The 17,858-nt window shown below is 64.9% G+C and carries 17 protein-coding genes; 13 read left to right on the top strand and 4 right to left on the bottom strand.

Annotation, left to right across the window (positions count from 1 at the left end; all coding sequences use genetic code 11):
- The first annotated feature begins 48 nt into the window (after positions 1-48).
- Complete coding sequence (locus LRS53_RS02035; protein WP_017642049.1) at positions 49-591, top strand: invasion associated locus B family protein; 543 nt, start codon at positions 49-51, stop codon at positions 589-591.
- Between the two features lie 3 nt (positions 592-594).
- Here LRS53_RS02035 and LRS53_RS02030 read toward each other — a convergent pair whose 3' ends face one another.
- The 3 genes from LRS53_RS02030 to LRS53_RS02020 form a co-directional block, all read right to left on the bottom strand.
- Complete coding sequence (locus LRS53_RS02030; RefSeq protein WP_231354773.1) at positions 595-1,332, bottom strand: hypothetical protein; 738 nt, start codon at positions 1,330-1,332, stop codon at positions 595-597.
- A 212-nt stretch (positions 1,333-1,544) separates the two neighbouring features.
- The gene (locus LRS53_RS02025; RefSeq protein WP_231354772.1) at positions 1,545-3,038 is read right to left on the bottom strand and encodes a CoA-acylating methylmalonate-semialdehyde dehydrogenase; all 1,494 of its coding nucleotides are present in this window, start codon (positions 3,036-3,038) and stop codon (positions 1,545-1,547) included.
- Positions 3,039-3,095: 57 nt separating this feature from the next.
- On the bottom strand, positions 3,096-4,442 hold the full coding sequence (locus LRS53_RS02020; protein ID WP_231354771.1) for an aspartate aminotransferase family protein: 1,347 nt from the start codon (positions 4,440-4,442) through the stop codon (positions 3,096-3,098).
- 352 nt (positions 4,443-4,794) lie between these two features.
- Between LRS53_RS02020 and LRS53_RS02015 the strand changes: the two genes are divergently transcribed.
- From LRS53_RS02015 to LRS53_RS01965, 11 genes are all read left to right on the top strand, one after another.
- Positions 4,795-5,640 (top strand): transporter substrate-binding domain-containing protein, encoded by an 846-nt coding sequence (locus LRS53_RS02015; RefSeq protein WP_017642045.1) that lies wholly within the window; start codon positions 4,795-4,797, stop codon positions 5,638-5,640.
- 55 nt (positions 5,641-5,695) lie between these two features.
- The gene (locus LRS53_RS02010) at positions 5,696-6,517 is read left to right on the top strand and encodes an amino acid ABC transporter ATP-binding protein (protein WP_442968469.1); all 822 of its coding nucleotides are present in this window, start codon (positions 5,696-5,698) and stop codon (positions 6,515-6,517) included.
- 10 nt (positions 6,518-6,527) lie between these two features.
- Positions 6,528-7,199 carry an amino acid ABC transporter permease gene (locus LRS53_RS02005; protein WP_231354770.1) on the top strand — a complete coding sequence of 224 codons (672 nt, stop codon included), beginning with the start codon at positions 6,528-6,530 and terminating at the stop codon, positions 7,197-7,199.
- Between the two features lie 7 nt (positions 7,200-7,206).
- On the top strand, positions 7,207-7,872 hold the full coding sequence (locus tag LRS53_RS02000) for an amino acid ABC transporter permease (RefSeq protein WP_158890917.1): 666 nt from the start codon (positions 7,207-7,209) through the stop codon (positions 7,870-7,872).
- A gap of 25 nt (positions 7,873-7,897) precedes the next feature.
- Positions 7,898-8,776 carry a dihydrodipicolinate synthase family protein gene (locus tag LRS53_RS01995; RefSeq protein WP_231354769.1) on the top strand — a complete coding sequence of 293 codons (879 nt, stop codon included), beginning with the start codon at positions 7,898-7,900 and terminating at the stop codon, positions 8,774-8,776.
- 192 nt (positions 8,777-8,968) lie between these two features.
- The gene (locus LRS53_RS01990; protein WP_231354768.1) at positions 8,969-10,228 is read left to right on the top strand and encodes an NAD(P)/FAD-dependent oxidoreductase; all 1,260 of its coding nucleotides are present in this window, start codon (positions 8,969-8,971) and stop codon (positions 10,226-10,228) included.
- 13 nt (positions 10,229-10,241) lie between these two features.
- Entirely contained in the window at positions 10,242-11,723 is a 1,482-nt protein-coding gene (locus LRS53_RS01985) for an aldehyde dehydrogenase family protein (RefSeq protein ID WP_231354767.1), read from the top strand.
- Positions 11,724-11,733: 10 nt separating this feature from the next.
- Positions 11,734-12,759: a proline racemase family protein gene (locus LRS53_RS01980; protein WP_231354766.1), complete on the top strand. Its 1,026-nt coding sequence runs from the start codon at positions 11,734-11,736 to the stop codon at positions 12,757-12,759.
- A 57-nt stretch (positions 12,760-12,816) separates the two neighbouring features.
- The gene (locus LRS53_RS01975) at positions 12,817-13,524 is read left to right on the top strand and encodes a GntR family transcriptional regulator (protein WP_064308347.1); all 708 of its coding nucleotides are present in this window, start codon (positions 12,817-12,819) and stop codon (positions 13,522-13,524) included.
- Between the two features lie 356 nt (positions 13,525-13,880).
- Positions 13,881-14,879, top strand: a complete 999-nt coding sequence (locus LRS53_RS01970) for an acyltransferase family protein (RefSeq protein WP_017642036.1) — start codon at positions 13,881-13,883, stop codon at positions 14,877-14,879.
- Positions 14,880-14,941: 62 nt separating this feature from the next.
- Positions 14,942-15,862, top strand: coding sequence for a LysR family transcriptional regulator (locus LRS53_RS01965; protein WP_231354765.1), 921 nt, complete (start codon positions 14,942-14,944; stop codon positions 15,860-15,862).
- Here LRS53_RS01965 and LRS53_RS01960 read toward each other — a convergent pair.
- Complete coding sequence (locus tag LRS53_RS01960) at positions 15,859-16,587, bottom strand: SDR family oxidoreductase (protein ID WP_231354764.1); 729 nt, start codon at positions 16,585-16,587, stop codon at positions 15,859-15,861. The two genes, LRS53_RS01965 and LRS53_RS01960, sit on opposite strands and share 4 nt — an antisense overlap.
- 162 nt (positions 16,588-16,749) lie before the next feature.
- Between LRS53_RS01960 and LRS53_RS01955 the strand changes: the two genes are divergently transcribed.
- Positions 16,750-17,652, top strand: coding sequence for a LysR family transcriptional regulator (locus LRS53_RS01955; RefSeq protein WP_231354763.1), 903 nt, complete (start codon positions 16,750-16,752; stop codon positions 17,650-17,652).
- Positions 17,653-17,858 lie beyond the last annotated feature (206 nt).

The raw sequence follows: 17,858 nt of genomic DNA, 5'->3' as shown, positions 1-17,858 counted from the left end.
GAGCGATGGCCTACCCTTAGGCTCTTTTCCTCCTGCCAAGGACTCTCCATGTCTTATCGCTTTCTCCGCCCGGCCCTGTTCCTCGCGCCCCTGCTGCTCGCCGGCCAGGCCTTCGCCCAGTCGGCGCCTGCCAACGCCCAGGAACCCCAGCCGTCGGTCACGGAGAAGTATGGCGACTGGCAGGTGATCTGCCGCATCGCCCGCAATGCGGACCGTTCCGTGCAGCTATGTGCCATTACCCAGCAGAAGGACAGCGCCAAGGGCCAGCGCATGCTGGTCACCGAGCTGCGCCCCAACCGCGAAGGCGTGGACGGCATCCTGGTGCTGCCCTTCGGCGTGGCGGTGACCAAGCCGATCTCGCTGCAGATCGACAAGCGCAGCCTGGAGAATCGGCCCTTCCATACCTGCATCCCCCAGGGCTGCGTGGTGCCGGTGGAATTCGTCGGTGACGTCTTCAAGCAGCTGCAGCGCGGTGGGCGCCTGACCGTGACCACCCCGGTCGCCAACGGCGAGACCGCCAGCGAAAGCCTGTCGCTCAAGGGCTTCTCCAAGGCCTATGACCGCGCCAAGGAACTGACCAAGCCGCTGTGATCGCTACTGCACCGGCAGGAAGTTGATGAAAAGCAGGCTCTGGGCGTAGTTGACGCCGATGCGCCGGTAGCGCTCGTCCAGCAACTGGGCGAGCAGGTCCAGGCGAGCGACGATCTTGCCGAACTCGGTGGCGAAACTGAGGTTGCTGCCCTCCTCCGAGATCTCGTTGGCGAACAGCAGGGGCTCGCCATCGGCGTTCTTGCGCTGGCCGAGCAGCCAAGTGGCCTTCTCGATGTTACGGGCGGCATTGTTGACGAAGCGCGCATTCACCACATCGGTGATGTAGAACTCGGTGCGATTGCCGTGGGCAGCGATGATCATGCTGCCGATGGCATAGATGAAGGCACCGACGCGGTCACCCTGGTAATCGTCACCCAGCACGTAGCTCAGGGCCGCCACGTCCTTGCGTCCGCCCAGTGCCGGCAGGCTGCGTCGCTGCTCGATGGCCGTGCGGATCTCACGCTCGGCGCTGGCGGCATCGGGCAGCCCGGTCTTCTTCCATTCGGCCGGATTGCGCAGGTAGAGCTTGTTCATCAGCCGATAGAGACTCTGCAGATTGGCCTGCATGGCGAGAGTAGCCATGCGGTCGGAGCTGGTCTGGAGGAATTCGCTGGGGCGGGTCTTGCCGAATTGCCGGGCGATGTCCTGAGCGGACTGGCTGCTACAGCCGGTCAGACTCGCGAGCAGGAGGCCAATCACACACCCGAGACGGGCGACGGCTGTGAAGGTAGGGGCAGGCATGGAAGCTTCGGCAATGGAGGGCAGCCGAAGGGTAAAGCCTTCCCTGGCCGGCCTGCTGTGCGGCAGGCCAAGGAATGAGCCTTTCCGAGCTTATTTAAAGGCTCGCGAGCTAGAGACAAACAAGGCGAAAATGCCTGAGGAAGCGGACCGGGCTGGCGACCCAGGGCATTTTCAACGCCGTTTGGCCGACGCGCAGCAGCCTTTAAACAGGCTCAACCGTTGCTGGGGAAGGCGAACTGCGAAGCCTCCTGGGTCTCACGTTGCGGCCAACGCTGGGTGATGGTCTTGCGACGGGTGTAGAAGCGCACACCGTCGGGGCCATAGGCGTGAAGGTCGCCGAACAGCGATCTCTTCCAGCCGCCGAAGCTGTGATAGGCCACCGGCACTGGCAGCGGCACGTTGATGCCAACCATGCCCACTTCGATCTGATCGGCGAACAGCCGCGCCGCTTCGCCGTCGCGAGTGAAGATGCAGGTACCATTGCCGTATTCGTGGGCATTGATCAGGGCGATGCCCTCTTCCAGGCTCTTGACCCGCACCACGCAGAGCACCGGTCCGAAGATCTCTTCCTTGTAGATGCGCATCTCCGGGGTGACCTGATCGAACAGACAGCCGCCGAGGAAGAAGCCCTCTTCATGATCGGCGACCTTGAGGCTGCGGCCGTCCACCACCAGCTTGGCGCCTGCGGCGACGCCATCGACGACGTAGCCGGTGACCTTGTCCAAATGCGCGCCGGTCACCAGTGGGCCCATGTCCAGGCCGCACTGGGTGCCGGGGCCAACCTTGAGCTTCTCGATCTCCGGCACCAGTCGGGCGATCAGGGCATCGGCGACCTGGTCACCGACGCAGACCGCCACCGAGATGGCCATGCAGCGTTCGCCGCAGGAGCCGTAGGCGGCGCCCATCAAGGCATTGACGGTATTACCGAGGTCGGCATCGGGCATGACCACCGCGTGGTTCTTGGCGCCGCCCAGGGCCTGGACGCGCTTGCCCTTGGCGGTGCCGCGGGCATAGATGTATTCGGCGATGGGGGTGGAGCCGACGAAGCTCAGCGCCTTGACCTCGGGGGCGTCGATCAGGCCGTCCACGGCTTCCTTGTCGCCATGCACCACGTTCAACACGCCCTTGGGCAGGCCGGCTTCCTCGAACAGCTGGGCGATGGCCAGGGTAGAGCTGGGATCGCGCTCGCTGGGCTTGAGGATGAAGGTGTTACCGCAGGCGATGGCCAGCGGATACATCCACAGCGGCACCATGGCCGGGAAATTGAAGGGGGTGATGCCGGCTACCACGCCCAGGGGCTGGAAGTCGGACCAGGTGTCGATACTCGGACCGGCGTTGCGGTTGTATTCGCCCTTGAGCAGCTCGGGTGCGGCAGTGGCGTATTCGACGTTCTCGATGCCACGGCGCAATTCGCCGGCGGCGTCTTCCAGGGTCTTGCCGTGCTCTTCGCTGATCAGCTGCACCAGGCGCTCTTCGTTGCTCTCCAGCAGCTGCTTGAAGCGGAACAGCACCTGGGCGCGCTTGGCCGGCGGGGTGTTGCGCCAGGCTGGAAAGGCGCCCTGGGCGGCGTCGACGGCCTGCTGCAGGGTGGCCGCATCGGCCAGGGGCACTTCGCGGATGACCGCGCCGGTGGACGGGTTATAGACCGGTGCGCGGCGGCTGCCACCGTCGACCAGCTGGCCGCCGATGAGATGCTTGATGCTCATGAAAGGACTCCTTGTACGAGGGATGGGCGCTCCCGCCGGGGAGCGCCGGAAAGGGGGTCAGTCGAGGCGATTGAGGACATCACCGACCGCGGCGAAGACGCGATCCAGGTCTTCGATCCTGGCGTTGAAGGTAGGCCCGAATTGCAGGGTGTCGCCACCGAAACGCACATAGAAGCCGGCCTTCCACAGGGCGATACCGGCCTCATAGGGACGGATCACCGCATCGCCGTCACGCGGGGCGAGCTGCAGGGCACCGGCCAGGCCGCAATTGCGAATGTCCACCACGTGCTTGGCGCCCTGGAGGCCATGCAGCGAAGCTTCGAACTTTGGCGCCAACTCGGCGGCTTGTTGCACCAGATTCTCACGCTCCATGAGCTCCAGTGCGGCCAGACCCGCGGCACAGGCGACCGGATGGGCCGAATAGGTATAGCCATGGGGAAACTCGACCATGTGCTCCGGCGTGGCCTGGTTCATGAAGGTGTCGTAGATGGCGCTGCTGGCGATCACCGCGCCCAGGGGCACGGCGCCGTTGGTGACCTGCTTGGCCACATTCATGATGTCCGGCGTCACGCCGAAGAAATCGGCGCCGGTGTGACGGCCCATGCGGCCGAAGGCGGTGATGACCTCGTCGAAGATCAACAGAATGTCGTGCTGGGTGCAGATCTCGCGCAGGCGCTGCAGATAGCCCACCGGCGGCACGATCACCCCGGCCGAACCGGACATGGGCTCGACGATGACGGCCGCGATATTGGAGGCATCGTGCAGTTCGATCAGCTTGAGCAGCTCGTTGGCCAGTTCGACGCCGCCGGTCTCGGCCATGCCCTTGGTGAAGGCCATGCCAGGTTGCAGGGTATGAGGCAGATGGTCGACGTCCATGAAGGAGCCGTACAGCTTCCGGTTGCCGCCGATGCCGCCCAGGCTGGTGCCGGCAATGTTGACGCCGTGGTAGCCGCGGGCCCGGCCGATCAGCTTGGTCTTGGCCGGTTGACCCTTGATGCGCCAGTAGGCCCGCGCCAGCTTGACCGAGGTGTCGGCGCTCTCGGAACCCGAGCCGGTGAAGAAGACATGATCCAGACCGGCCGGAGTCAGTTCGGCCATCTTTTCGGCCAGCTGGAAGGACAGCGGATGGCCGTACTGGAAGCCCGGCGAATAGTCGAGGGTACCCAGCTGACGTGCCACGGCCTCCTGGATCTGCTTGCGCGAGTGACCGGCGCCGCAGGTCCAGAGTCCGGAAAGGCTGTCGTAGATGCGCCGACCCTGGTCGTCCGTCAGCCAGCTGCCCTCGGCGGCCACCACGATGCGCGGATCCTTCTGGAAGGCGCGATTGGCGGTGAAGGGCATCCAGTAGGCGCGCAGATTGAGCTGCGCGGCGACGGGTGGGGAAACGGTCAGCGGCTGGTTCATGACAGGGCCTCGGGGCGGTGACGTTGAGCCTGCAGAGTACGTTCAGCCTTGCGTGAGTTAAATGGTTTTTTTCTCACACTTGGATTCAGTAAAAATCACGTTAAGTCTCGGGTTTCGTTTTTGGGAAATTTTTTTCCTGCCGCGGTGAGTAGCCTTTTATTTCGGCATATCAAGGATTTACCGGCTGAGCTCAACTGGAGCTGCAGCACTTTTACGGCAGCGCTGCTGAGGAAGCCCGTTGACAGTCCCAATTCGCCACTCCTAATCTGCATGCAGCGCTGAATACAACTACATACACAAAAAAGCTTTTTTGCCTCCTGCCTATAACAATCGTCCAAATGGAGTAGCAGCTATGGCTCGGCGTCTATCGCGTTCGCAATCCCTTCGTGCAGTCCTGGGTAGTCTGGCAATCGCCGGCGCCCTGCTCTGGCAGCCGGCCGCTCAGGCCGAGCAGGCCGGCGTGTGGCAGCAAGTCCAGAAAGCCGGCGTCTTGAAATGCGGGGCCGCAGTCGCCGCGCCCTATGTGATGCGCGATGCCGCCTCGGCGAAATACAGCGGCTACTTCGTCGATCTGTGCCGCGACTTCGGCGAGCGGGTGCTCAAGGTCAAGGTGGAGTTCGTCGACACCAACTGGGACAACCTGGTCGCCGGCCTGCAGGGCGGCAAGTGGGATCTGGCCATGGCACTCAACCAGACACCCGAGCGGGCCCTGGCCGTGGCCTTCAGCACGGCCGCCACCGACTATCAGATCTCGCTGTTGCTGAACAAGGACAACCCCAAGCTGGCCCAGGCCGGCGAGACCTTGGCGGACTACGACAAACCCGGCGTGACCTTCGCGGTGATGTCCGGTACGGCCGCGGACAAGGCGATCTCGGCCGTCATCAAGCAAGGGACCGTGATGCGTCTCCCCGGTATGGACGAGACACGTCTGGCGGTGATGTCCCGCCGCGCCGACGTGCTGGTCGATGCCAGCGACACCAATCACCTCTTCGCCATCGCCAACCCCACCTGGGCCAAAGAAGTGATGCCCAAGCCGGCGCTGGCCAAGCAGGGCGTGGCCTTCGGCGTGCGCCGCGACATCTCCTGGGCCGACATGCAGGTGTTGAACATCTATCTCACCCAGCGACGCGAAACGGGTGAGATCGCCGCCCTCGTGGACAAGGCCTCCGAGCAGGTCAACGCCCAGAAAGCCCCGTAATCCGCCGCTGAGACAAAGGACTCGTCCTGACGAGTCCTTACCGGAGTTCGCCCCTATGAAAGCCGTTTCCATCATGCCGACGCCCCTTGCCACCGCCGCACCGGAGGCCCGCCCGGGTCCCGATGGCTTCGTCCAGTTCCAGCACGTGTGCAAGAGCTATGGTCCGGAGCTCAAGGTCATGGACGACTTCTGCCTGGACATGCGTGCCGACGACCGTCTGGTGATCATCGGCCCGAGTGGCAGCGGCAAGAGTTCGCTGCTGCGCGTGATGATGGGGCTGGAAAGCATCCAGGATGGCCGCATCCACTTCCAGGGCCAGCCCTATATAGAAGGTCGCAACGGACGCAGTCAGGTGCTGGATCGAGTACTGCACCGGCAGATCGGCATGGTCTTCCAGCACTACACCCTGTTTCCCCACCTGTCGGTGCTGGGCAATCTGGTCCTGGCGCCCATGAAGGTACGCGGCTTGTCGCGCGCCGAAGCCACCGAAAAGGCTCGGCTGTACCTCGCCCGACTGGGCCTGGAAAGCAAGCTGCACGCCTATCCCAGCCAGCTGTCGGGTGGCCAGAAGCAGCGCGTCGCCATCGCCCGCGCGCTGATGCTGGAACCGGCGCTGATGCTCTTCGACGAGGTCACCTCCGCCCTCGACCCGGAAATGGTGATCGAGGTGCAGAACGTGATGCTGCAGCTGGCCGAGCAGCGCATGGCGATGATCATCGTCACCCACGACATGCACTTCGCCAAACACATCGCGACCCGGGTGGTGTTCTGCGCCAACGGCCGACCGGTCGAGGAAGGCCCGCCCGAGGAACTGTTCAGGCGTCCGCGCGAGCCCCGCACCCGGGAATTCCTGGAAAAGGTCTTGCACCTGGATTGAGGACGGCGCCATGAACTACCAATTCGACTTTTATTTTCTCAACGGCACCCTGGGCCCGCTCTGGCAGGGCCTCAAGGTGACCCTGCAACTCGCCTTGGCCGCCAATCTCATGGGCCTGGTGCTGGGTTTCCTGCTGTGCCTGCTGACCCTGAATCGCTGGCGCCTGGTACGGCTGCCCGCCCAGCTGTTCATCGAGTTCTTCCGCTGCACCCCGGTCCTGCTGCAGATCGTCTGGTTCTTCTATTGCGTGCCCATGCTCTTCAACGTCTTCGTCGACCCCATCACCATGGGCGTGCTGGCGCTGGGCCTTAACCTCACCGCCTTCAATGCCGAGGCCTACCGCGCCGGCGTACAGGCCGTGCCGCGTGAGCATCTGGATGCCAGCGTCGCTCTCGGCCTGGGACCGCTGAACCGCACCCTCTATGTGGTGCTGCCGCAGGCGTTGCGCAGTGCCCTGCCGGTACTGATGACCAATGGCATCGGCATCCTCCAGCAGAGCGCCCTGGTCGCCATCGTGGCCGTGGCCGACCTGATGTACATCGGCAAGTCCATCGCCACCGAAGCCTATCGCCCGCTGGAAACCTACTCGCTGATCGCGTTGATCTACTTCGCCCTGTCCTTGCCGATCGCCCAGCTGGTGCGCCTCGTCGAACGCCGCCAAGACGCGGCCCTGGAGCGCTGAGATGGATATGCAACTCGACTTCTCCATCGTCCTCGGCTACTGGCAGGTGCTGCTCAAGGGGCTGGGACTGACCTTGACCATCACCCTCGGCTGCGCCCTGGTGGGCAGCCTGCTGGGCTTCGGGCTGAGCCTGGTGCAGCTGGCGCCCAGCCGCCTGCTGCGGGCGCCGGTTCGGCTCTATGTGGAGTTCTTTCGCGGCACCCCCCTGCTGATCCAACTGTTCTGGGTGTTCTTCTGCTTTCCGGTGGTGTTCGGCCTGTCGATCTCGCCCTATGTCTCGGTAGTGATCTCCCTCACGCTGTTCATGGCGGCGATCACCAGCGAGACCTTTCGCGGCGCCCTCAAGTCCATCGCCGGCGAACAGCACGATGCCTGCGTGGCACTCGGCCTGACGCCCGGGGTGAAGGTGCTCTATGTGATCTTCCCCCAGGCGCTGCTGCGCGCCATACCGCCGCTGCTCTCGAACGTCATCAGCCTGTTCAAGGAAAGCGCCCTGATCTCCTCGGTCGGGGTGGCGGACCTGATGTTCGTCGGCCAGAACCTTTCCAACAGCACGGCGCGTCCGGTCGAGTTCCTCTCGGCGGTCGCCGTCATCTACTTCTGCATCGCCTTTCCCCTGACCCGTCTGGTCGGCCTCGTCGAGGCCCGGCTGCTGAGACGCTTCGCCTACTGAACCCCCATCCCGAAGAGGCAACTCCATGGACATGCACGGCATCCTTCCCGCTCTCGTCACCCCCTTCGACAAGGCCGGCCACGTCGACTGCGCGACGCTAGCCTCCATCGTCGACTACCAGCTCAAGGCTGGTGTATCCGGCTTCGTGGCGCTGGGCTCCACCGGCGAGTACTACGCCCTCGACAACGCCGAACGGCGCCTGGTCCTGCAGACGGTCAAGGAGGTAGCCGAAGGCAAGGGCACCCTGATCGCCAACTGCAACGGTGCCAGCACCCGTGAAGTGATCGAGCAGATTCGCCAGGCCATCGAGTGCGGCTTCAGCAACATCCTGCTGGCCCCGCCCTTCTATGCCCTGCCAACCCAGGAAGAGCTGATCAACCATTATCAGACCGTGCTGGACACCTTCGCCGGCATCAACGTCATCCTTTACAACTACCCCATCCGCACCAACGTCGAAGTCGGCACTTCGGTGCTGGAAGCCTTCCGCGACCATCCTCGCGTCATCGGCATCAAGGAAAGCTCCGGCAATCTGCTGCGCGCCATCGAGATCACCGAGACCTTCAAGGGCGGCTACCAGCTGTCCTGCGGCTCGGATGACCAGGCACTGGACTTCTTCCTGTGGGGCGCCACCAGCTGGATCTGCGGGCCGGCCAATTGTTTCCCGGATCAGATCGTCGCCTTCCACAAGGCCTTCACGGCCGGCGATATCCCAGGTGCCCAGGCGGTCATGCGTTCGCTGTTCCCCGTGATGGCGAGCATGGAGCAGGGCAAGTTCATCCAGAAGGTGAAGTACGGTTGCGAGCTGGCCGGGTTCAACTCGGGTAACGCCCGCCTGCCGCTGTTACCGCTGAGCGACGCCGAGAAGGCAGACTTCCGCGCAGTCTTCGAAGCCTCGCAGCGCTGACGGGATAGCCCACCCCGGCACAAAGGGGTGGTGGAGGATTTCCATGAACCCCAGCTTCGGCGGCTTCACAGGCCAGGCGCAGGAAAGGCCAGAGCCATACCACGCGGGTACCGTGGAGGCGCCTTCGCCCGCCTGGCGGGATGTGTCGCCATCCGGTCCGCATGACAGGTCGCCATTCAGCGAGAGAGCACTATGAACCAGGAGTCAGGCGCTCCCCGGACCGCGATAGTGGTCGGGGGCGGTATCGTCGGGGTGTGTTGCGCCCTCTGGCTGCAACGGGATGGGCTGGCGGTGACGCTGGTCGACCCCGCCGCACCAGGCGACAGCACGGCCAAGTGGAGCTGTGGCCAGATGGCCGTCAGCGAGGTGGTGCCTCTGTCCAAGCCGGGCATCCTGAAGAAGCTGCCCGGCTGGTTGCTGGACCAGCGGGGTCCGCTGGCGCTAAGGCCCAGCGCCCTACCTGGCATCCTGCCGTGGTTCCTGAGATTCCTGGCTTGCGCCCGGCCGACGCGCATCCAGGAAATCGCCGCGGAACTGGCGACCCTGACCCGCGACGTCTACCGCGACTACGGGATACTGCTGGAAGCCTGTCCCGACCGTAGCCTGCTCGGCGAGCGGCCCATCCTCGAAGTGTTCGACACGCCTCAGGGACTGGCCCAGGAGCGTCACCACTTCGAGTTGCGTGAGCGCCTGGGTTTCCAGGTGGAAGAACTGGACGCCGCCGCCATCGCCGATCTGGAGCCCGCCTTCGCCGGTCGGTTCAAGCACGGCCTGCTGTTTCCCGATTGGCGAGCGGTCAGCGATACCGAAGGCTTCATCGCCGCCCTCACCGCCAGTTTTGAACAGGCGGGTGGCCGCCGGATTCGCGAGCGGGTGACGCGGATAGACGAATACCAGGGACAGGCCACCGGGGTGACGCTGGCCGACGGGCGCCGCCTGCCGGCCGAGCGGGTGGTCATCGCCGCGGGCAATGGGGCGCGGGCCTTCTTTGGCCAGCTCGGACTTTCAATACCCCTGGCAGGAATCGCCGGCTACCAGGTGGTGCTGCCAGAGCCTGAAGTCGAGATCCACCACTCCACCATCTATGCCGACGGCGGTTTCTGCTTCGCGCCCATGACCCGCGGCCTGCAGATCGGCGGCACCATCGAATTCGCCGGCGAGGGCGCCAAACCCAACTTCGCCCGGGCCGACATCATTCTGGAAAAGGCGCGGCGTGTGCTGCCACAGCTGCGGACTACGGATCTCGAATATGGCGTGGGTTATCGGCCCTTCCTACCCGATACCAAGCCGATCATCGACCGCAGCCAGCGCCTGACCAATGTATTGCTCGCCTTCGGTCACGGCCAGCTCGGCCTGACCTTGGGCGCTACCACGGGACGGCTGATCGCCGATCTCGCCGGGGGACGCACGAGCACCCTTGATCTCCACCCTTTCCGCGCTTCGCGCTTCTGACAGGACTTCGCTGATGGTTCGCTACGACCACCTGTACATCGATGGCCACTGGGTTCGCCCGTTGCGCGGCGGCACCTTCGAGACCTTCGATCCGGCCCTTGAGACTCCCCTTGCCCAGGTCGCCGCGGCGACCGCCGAGGATATCGACCTGGCTGTCCACGCGGCCCGTCGCGCCTTCGACGAAGGGCCCTGGCCGCGGCAGAGCGGCGCCGAACGGACGACCGTGCTGCGCCGCATCGCCGCGATGATCCGCGAGCGCCAGCAGTCACTCGCCGAGCTGGAGGTGCGCGACAATGGCAAGCCACTCCCCGAAGCCCTGTGGGACATCGGTGACGCCGCCGGCTGCTTCGATTTCTATGCCGACCAGGCCGAACGCCTGGACCGGGACCGCGAGCGAACCATCGCCTTGAGCGATGCGCGCTTCAGCGCCGTCGCCCGGCAGGAGCCCATCGGGGTTGCCGGTGCCATCATCCCCTGGAATTTCCCGATGCTGATGGCGGCCTGGAAGGTCGCTCCAGCCCTGGCCGCCGGCTGCACCCTGGTGCTCAAGCCGTCGGAGCTGACTCCACTGACCGCCCTGGAACTGGCCGGCATCTGCGACCAGGCCGGATTGCCACCCGGGGTTCTCAACGTGGTCACCGGCCTGGGCGCGGACGCGGGCGCCCCGCTGGCCGAGCATCCGGCCGTCGACAAACTGGCCTTCACCGGCAGCGTGCCCACCGGCAGCCGGATCATGCAGGCTGCCGCGCGCGACATCAAAAACATCAGCCTGGAGCTGGGTGGCAAGTCGCCCTTCGTCATCTTCGCCGACGCCGAGCTCGACGCCGCTGTCGAATGGATCCTGTTCGGCATCTTCTGGAATCAGGGCGAAGTCTGCTCGGCCACCTCACGTGTGCTGGTGGAGCGTGCCCTCTATGAGCCGCTGCTGGAACGCCTGGCGCAAGAGGCCCAGCGCATCACCCTGGGTCAGGGTCTGGAGGCGGGTGTGTTGCTCGGTCCGCTGGTGAGTCGCGGTCAGCACGAAAAGGTGCTCGCCGCCATCGCCCGCGGCCGCAAAGAAGGCGCTCGCCTGGTCACCGGAGGCGAGCGCCCGGCGCACCTGACCACCGGGTACTACGTGCAACCCACGGTCTTCGCGGATGTCGCCGAGGACAGCTGGATCTGGCGCGAGGAGATCTTTGGTCCGGTGGTCTGCGTGCGGCCCTTCGACGATGAAGCAGAGGCGGTACACAGCGCCAACGACTCCCGCTTCGGTCTTGCCGCCGCCGTGATGTCGCGCGACCTGGCCCGCTGCGAGCGGGTAGCCCGGGCCCTGCGCGCCGGTATCGTCTGGATCAACTGCTCGCAGCCAACCTTTACCGAGGCCCCTTGGGGCGGCTACAAACAGAGCGGCATTGGTCGCGAACTGGGGGAATGGGGCTTGCAGAACTACCTGGAAACCAAGCAGATCACCCGCTACGACAGCGACCAGCCCTGGGGCTGGTACATCAAGTAGGACAGCTACCATGCGCTGGAAGAAAACGTTGCAGCTGGCCGACGTCCACTGCGAAGGCGAGATCGGCAAGGTCATCACCGCAGGCGTGTTGGACGTGCCCGGCCGGACCATGCTCGACAAGATGAATTACCTCAACGAGGTGGACGACAGCCTGAGGCGCTTGGTGACCCTGGAACCGCGCGGCTGCCTGCAGATGTCGGTCAATCTGCTGCTGCCACCGACCCGCCCGGAGGCCCAGGCGGGGTTCATCGTGCTGCAGGCGGACAAGGCCCATCCCATGTCAGGCAGCAACTGCATCTGCGTGGTCACGGCGCTGCTGGAGCTGGGTATCCTGCCGATGCAGGAGCCGCTGACCACCGTGACGCTGGATACACCGGCCGGTCTGGTGGTGGCCCAGGCCGAGTGCCGTGACGGCCGCTGCCTGAATGTCTCCCTGGACATGGTGCCGGCCTTCGTCGAGGCGCTGGATCTGCAGGTCCCTACCGCCCAGCATGGCACCCTGACGGTAGACGTGGCCTTCGGTGGGGTCTACTACGCGCTGATCGATGTCGATCAGGTCGGGCTGAGCATCGCGCCGGAGCATGCCCGAGAGCTGGCCGAACTCGGCGTAGAACTAAAGCACGAGATCGGGCGACAGGTGCGCGTACAGCATCCCTTGCTGCCCAGCGTGAACGAGATCGCCTACGTGATGTTCCGCAAGCGCCTGGACGCCTGCACCTACCAGACCTGCACCACCTTGCCGCCAGGCCGGGTGGATCGCTCGCCCTGCGGCACCGGCAGCTCGGCGAATCTGGCCACCCTCGCCGCGCGCGGACTGGTCGCGGTAGGCGATCAGCTCACCTCACGCTCGACCATTGGCGGCGAATTCACTCTTGGCTTGCGCGGACTGACCGAAGTGGCGGGTCGGCCGGCGGTCCTGCCCAGGGTCACCGGGCGTGCCTGGCTCTATGGGCTACAGCAACTCGGCATTGATCCGGATGATCCGCTCGCGGCCGGCTTCATGCTCAGCGATACCTGGGGCGCCGGGTTCGGTTAGCGCTGCAAACGCGATGCTAGACTGGCCCTCCAACCTCCGAGCGTGAAGAACTCCTCGATGGCTCCCAAAGACGCTGATCCCACCGTTGCCGCCCGCCGTCACGGTGGGCGTTACATCTATGAAGAGCTGCGCCGGCAGATTCTCACCCTGCAGCTCAAACCAGGGATGCCCCTGGACGAAACATCGCTGGCCACCCAGTTCGGGCTGTCACGCTCGCCGGTCCGCGACGCCCTGGCGCGCCTGGCAAGCGAGGGCCTGGTCACCATCCTGCCCAATCGCACCCTGCTGGTGACGCCCTTCGAGATCGAGGAATTCCCCAACTACGTGTCCGCGCTGGATCTGTTGCAGCGCGCCGTAACCCGCCTGGCCGCCATCCGGCGGACACCGCGCGAGCTGGACCTGATCAAACAGGCGGACGCGCGCTACCTGGACGCGGTCGCCAGCGGTGACTTCCAGGCCATGTCGGAATTGAACAAGGCTTTCCACCTGGAGATCGCCCGTGCCGGCAAGAATGCCTATCTCACGGCCAGCTACGACCGATTGCTGGGCGAGGGACAGCGACTGCTGCACCTGCACTTCGACTACATCATGAACAGTGCTGGCTCCACCCAGCTCGGTCGCGACCATGATCGTATCGTCGCCGCCATCGAACACCAGGACGGCGACGAGGCCGAAGCCGCAGCCCATGAACACACCATGCTGTTCCGCCAGCGCTTTCTCAGCTTTCTCGAACAGGATCTGTTGCGCGGTATGGCAGTCGGCTGACAGTGAGCCCTGCTTGGTGTGCCTACCAGACCCAACGTCAGCTTCGATCCATGACTGAGAAACCCCTGGCCAGAGGTCATGGGCGTGCCAACTCCATCGACAGAAACATCTTGAAAACAACAAATTTGATTAGTAATCAGTAATTTGCCTGAAACACTTTAAGCTGGCCGCCTGCCACCGTAGTCCCGTGGCGCCGAGGCCTCCTCGCCTCACCTCTTTTCCCGGCGCGTAGTCCTGCCGGGCGCGGTAGCCTGTCCGCCGTCTCTGCCGCGTACCCCACTGTCCGCTTTCGCTAACCCGTGCCCCTCCTCCGAGGCAGAGCGCGTGGTTTACCTATTCCTCAAGGAAACCTCTCCATGCTGATTCAGCTCAACTGGATCCGCGGCCTGGCGGCCGTCCTTATCGTTTTCCACCACATGACCGTGGGCAGCTACCAGACCACCGAGCACCAGCAGATCGCATTGAATCTGCTATCGCTGGAAACCACCTGCATCTTCGTCGCCCTCTCCGGTTTCTTCTTTCGCTACAACCTCGGCAAATACAGCTACCAGGTCTATCTGGGCAAGAAGCTGCAGAACGTCATCCTGCCCTACCTGCTGATCTCGATTCCTGCCGTGCTGCTCTATGTTTCCGGGCTCAAGCAGGAGCATGAGTGGATCGACATGAACGCCTTCCATGACTGGCCGCCCTTCGCCCAGACCGCCCTGCTGCTGGCCACTGGCGCCCACCTGGGCCCGCTGTGGTTCATCCCGGCACTGACGCTGATCTTCCTGCTCGCGCCGGTCCTGGAGTGGATCGTCCAGCGTGGCCTGTTACCGGCGGCGACCATGGTCGGCCTGCTCTATTTCCTGGTGTCCGACCGCCCGGCCAACGATGCCGATCCGCTGCTGGCCGCCCTGCATTTCCTGCCGATCTACCTCTGCGGCATGCTGGCCTGCGAACAGCGCGAACGCCTGCAGCGCCCCCAGGCGCGCTACTGGCTGCTGGCGGCCCTGGTGCTGCTGAGCGGTGCGGCGGTACTCGACAGTGCCTTCTATGGCCTGCAGAAACTGGCGCTGTGCCTGTTGCTCTTCGCCGTCTTCAGCCAGCAGGTCAAGACCACGGGACGTACGGACGGCCGTCTGGCCAAGGGTATGGCCCTGCTCGGTGCCTACAGCTTCGCCATCTATTTTCTGCACGGCTATCTGGCTGGTGCCTACCGGGTGCTGGGTCGCCTGCTGGGTGAGCAGAATTTCGCCCAGTATCTGGGCACTCGCCTGTGCCTGACATTGATCACCTTGCTCTGCTGCATCGCCGCGGTCTGGCTGGTCAAGCAGGTCAGCCAGCAGCGCAGCCGGGTGTTGATCGGCGCCTGAAGCCAGTCGCTGGCGCCGTGCCAAGCGGCGCCTTATGCTGTCCCGCATTTGCGGTGGCAGCCATGAAGACGACGCGCAAGGCCCTGCTCGCCCAAGTCGGCGATTTCGAGATCCGCCTGCTGCGGCTGTTCAAGACGGTGGTGGAATGCGGCAGCTTCACCGCCGCCGAAGGTCGCCTGGGCATCACCCGCTCGGCCATCAGCCTGCACATGAACGACCTGGAAAAGCGCCTGGGCATGCGCCTCTGCCAGCGCGGTCGCGCCGGTTTCTCGCTGACCGACGAAGGCCGCGAAGTGCTCAAGGCCAGCCAGTCGCTGTTCGCCGCCCTGGAAGGCTTTCGCAGCGAGGTCAACCAGCTGCACCAGCACCTGCGTGGCGAGCTGAACCTAGGCATCATCAACAACCTGGTGACCCAGCCGCACATGCGCATCACCCATGCCCTGGCGGCGCTCAAGCGTACTGCGCCGGGGGTGGTGGTCAACATTGGCATGACCCTGCCCGGCGAGATCGAGACCGGCGTGCTCGACGGCCACCTGCACCTGGGCGTGCTGCCGCTGATCAATGCCCTGGCCGGTCTCGACTACCTGCCGCTCTACGAAGAGCGCGCGCTGCTCTATTGCAGCCGCAGTCATCCGCTGTTCGCGGTGGCCGACGCGGCGCTGGACGAGAGCACCCTGGCCACCCAGGATGCGGTAGGCCCCAACCATCTGCTCAACCAGGACGGCCACGAGCGCCATGCCGCGCTGAATTGCACGGCGCGGGCCTCGGATCGCGAAGGCGTGGCCTTTCTCATCCTCACCGGCTGCTACATCGGCTACCTGCCCGACCACGTCGCCCAGCCCTGGGTGGCCCAGGGCCAGTTGCGCGCCCTCGATCCCGAACGCTTCCACTTCGACACCACCCTGGCCGCCGTCACCCGCAAGGGTCGGCGGCCGAATCTGGTGCTGGAGCGCTTTCTCGAAGCCCTGGCCGAAACGGTCTAGTTGGCGCTGCGGGTCGGGCGGACGACGATCTCGTTGACGTCCACGTCGTCCGGCTGCTCGATGGCGTAGCGCACGGCCCGGCCGATGGCGTCGGGTTGCAGAGCGATGGCGCGGTAGCCGTCCATCATCGCTCGCGCCGCCGGATCGGTAATGGTCGAGGCCAGCTCGCTTTCCACCACGCCTGGATGGATGCAGGTGACCCGCAGATCGTCACGCTCCTGCCGTAGTCCTTCGGAGATCGCCCGTACCGCGTGCTTGGTGGCGCAATAGACCGCCGCCGTGGGCACCACCGACAGGGCGCCGATGGAGCCCAGGTTGATGACATGGCCAGCGCCGCGCGCGGTGAATTCCGGCAGCACCGCGGCGATGCCGTTGAGCACGCCCTTGATGTTGACGTCGACCATCTGCATCCACTCCTCGGTCTTGAGCGAAGCCAGGGGCGACAGAGGCATGATGCCGGCATTGTTGACGATGACGTCCACCCGGCCCCAGCGCTCGCGAGCTGCCTCGGCGAAGGCGGCCACGTCGGCGCTGTCGGTGACGTCCAGCCGGCGGCAGGCGGCTTCGCCACCCGCGGCGTTGATCTCGGCCGCCAGGGCCTCCAGCCGTTCGCTGCGGCGAGCGCCGAGCAGCAGCTTGCAGCCGGCCGCGCCCAGTTCACGCGCGATGCCCGCGCCTATGCCACTGGAGGCGCCGGTGATGAGTACGACCTTATCGATAGTCATGAGGTGTTCCTCTCGAATTGGGGTGGATTGCCTGGACGACCTGCTGGTCAGCTGCGTGCCCTTCCAGCACTGCGCCCTTCCAGGCTTGCCACCACCTTAGCGAAGGCTCATTGTCGTGAAAATTCCCCCGCTCCTGACTGCCATGGTTAGCCAGACTCACCAATGCACACCGATCTGAATCTGCTCAAGGTCTTCGTCGTGGTGGCCACGGCCGAGAATTTCCGGGTGGCGGCTGATCGCCTGGGCGTCAGTCGCTCCGCAGTCAGCCAGGCCATCCGCCGTCTGGAAGACGAACTGGGCAGTTCGCTGGTGCAGCGCACCACCCGTAGCGTGCGCCTGACCGAGGCCGGTGAACGCCTGCAACGGCAGGTCGCAGGCCCCCTGGCCGGTCTGCTGGGCGCCCTGGAAGACGCTAGCCACGCTGGACCACCGCGGGGCCTGTTGCGAGTCGCGGTCACCTCCATCGCCGAGCGCTTTCTCGATGGCCCGCTGCTGGCCGGCTTCGTCGAGGCCTATCCGGAGGTGACCCTGGACATCACCGTTACCGACGAGGAATTCGATATCGTCGCCCGTGGTTTCGATGCCGGAGTACGGCTAGGCGAGGTGATCGAGCAGGACATGATCGCCATTCCAGTGACCGGACCGCAGCGCGAAGTGGCGGTGGCGACCCCTGGCTATTTCGCCCGTCATGGCCGACCCCGGCATCCGCGTGACCTGGCGGACCACCGCTGCATCGGCTGGCGCCCGGCACCGGAGGTGGCGCCCTGGCGCTGGGAATTCAGCGAGAACGGTCGCGCCTTCGATGTGGCGGTTGCACCCCGGATCACCACCAACGACATGCTGCTGATGGTACGCACCGCCCTGGCCGGCGGCGGCATCACCTTTGGCATGGAAGACACCTTCAGGCCCTATCTGGACCGTGGCGAACTGGAGCGGGTGCTGGAAGATTACCTGCCGCCCTTTCCCGGCTTCTATCTCTACTATCCGAATCGCCACAACCTGGCGCCCAAGCTGCGGGCGCTGGTGGAGCATGTGCGGGGGTATCGGGCGGAGAACGAGGGGTAGGCTGGAATGTGGGCGGCCCTCACCCCGGCCCTCTCCCGGAGGGAGAGGGGGCGCCCGCCTGACCCTGCGTAGGGTGGAAAACGGCGCAGCCTTTTCCACTTGGTACGAAGGCAGGCCCTGTTGGGCTTCGGCGATGGAGCCGCCTCAACCCAACCTACAGGACGCATAGGTTGGGTTGAGTGCAGCGAAGCCCAACGTCACCCGCC

The sequence above is a fragment of the Pseudomonas sp. PLB05 genome (genome assembly GCF_021106615.1).
Classification (GTDB): domain Bacteria; phylum Pseudomonadota; class Gammaproteobacteria; order Pseudomonadales; family Pseudomonadaceae; genus Chryseomonas; species Chryseomonas benzopyrenica.
The sequence above is the reverse complement of the archived record's forward strand: the minus strand, read 5'-3'. Positions and strand labels throughout refer to the sequence as shown.

Bases quoted from the DNA above. Each gene is read 5' to 3' on its own strand.
- LRS53_RS02000 (WP_158890917.1), top strand. From the start codon at position 7,207: ATGCAACTCGACTTCTCCATCGTCCTCGGCTACTGGCAGGTGCTGCTC.
- LRS53_RS01970 (WP_017642036.1), top strand. From the start codon at position 13,881: ATGCTGATTCAGCTCAACTGGATCCGCGGCCTGGCGGCCGTCCTTATC.
- LRS53_RS01955 (WP_231354763.1), top strand. From the start codon at position 16,750: ATGCACACCGATCTGAATCTGCTCAAGGTCTTCGTCGTGGTGGCCACG.
- LRS53_RS01985 (WP_231354767.1), top strand. From the start codon at position 10,242: ATGGTTCGCTACGACCACCTGTACATCGATGGCCACTGGGTTCGCCCG.
- LRS53_RS02015 (WP_017642045.1), top strand. From the start codon at position 4,795: ATGGCTCGGCGTCTATCGCGTTCGCAATCCCTTCGTGCAGTCCTGGGT.
- LRS53_RS02005 (WP_231354770.1), top strand. From the start codon at position 6,528: ATGAACTACCAATTCGACTTTTATTTTCTCAACGGCACCCTGGGCCCG.
- LRS53_RS01965 (WP_231354765.1), top strand. From the start codon at position 14,942: ATGAAGACGACGCGCAAGGCCCTGCTCGCCCAAGTCGGCGATTTCGAG.
- LRS53_RS02010 (WP_442968469.1), top strand. From the start codon at position 5,696: ATGAAAGCCGTTTCCATCATGCCGACGCCCCTTGCCACCGCCGCACCG.
- LRS53_RS02020 (WP_231354771.1), bottom strand. From the start codon at position 4,442: ATGAACCAGCCGCTGACCGTTTCCCCACCCGTCGCCGCGCAGCTCAAT.
- LRS53_RS01960 (WP_231354764.1), bottom strand. From the start codon at position 16,587: ATGACTATCGATAAGGTCGTACTCATCACCGGCGCCTCCAGTGGCATA.
- LRS53_RS01990 (WP_231354768.1), top strand. From the start codon at position 8,969: ATGAACCAGGAGTCAGGCGCTCCCCGGACCGCGATAGTGGTCGGGGGC.
- LRS53_RS01975 (WP_064308347.1), top strand. From the start codon at position 12,817: ATGGCTCCCAAAGACGCTGATCCCACCGTTGCCGCCCGCCGTCACGGT.
- LRS53_RS02030 (WP_231354773.1), bottom strand. From the start codon at position 1,332: ATGCCTGCCCCTACCTTCACAGCCGTCGCCCGTCTCGGGTGTGTGATT.
- LRS53_RS01980 (WP_231354766.1), top strand. From the start codon at position 11,734: ATGCGCTGGAAGAAAACGTTGCAGCTGGCCGACGTCCACTGCGAAGGC.
- LRS53_RS02035 (WP_017642049.1), top strand. From the start codon at position 49: ATGTCTTATCGCTTTCTCCGCCCGGCCCTGTTCCTCGCGCCCCTGCTG.
- LRS53_RS01995 (WP_231354769.1), top strand. From the start codon at position 7,898: ATGGACATGCACGGCATCCTTCCCGCTCTCGTCACCCCCTTCGACAAG.
- LRS53_RS02025 (WP_231354772.1), bottom strand. From the start codon at position 3,038: ATGAGCATCAAGCATCTCATCGGCGGCCAGCTGGTCGACGGTGGCAGC.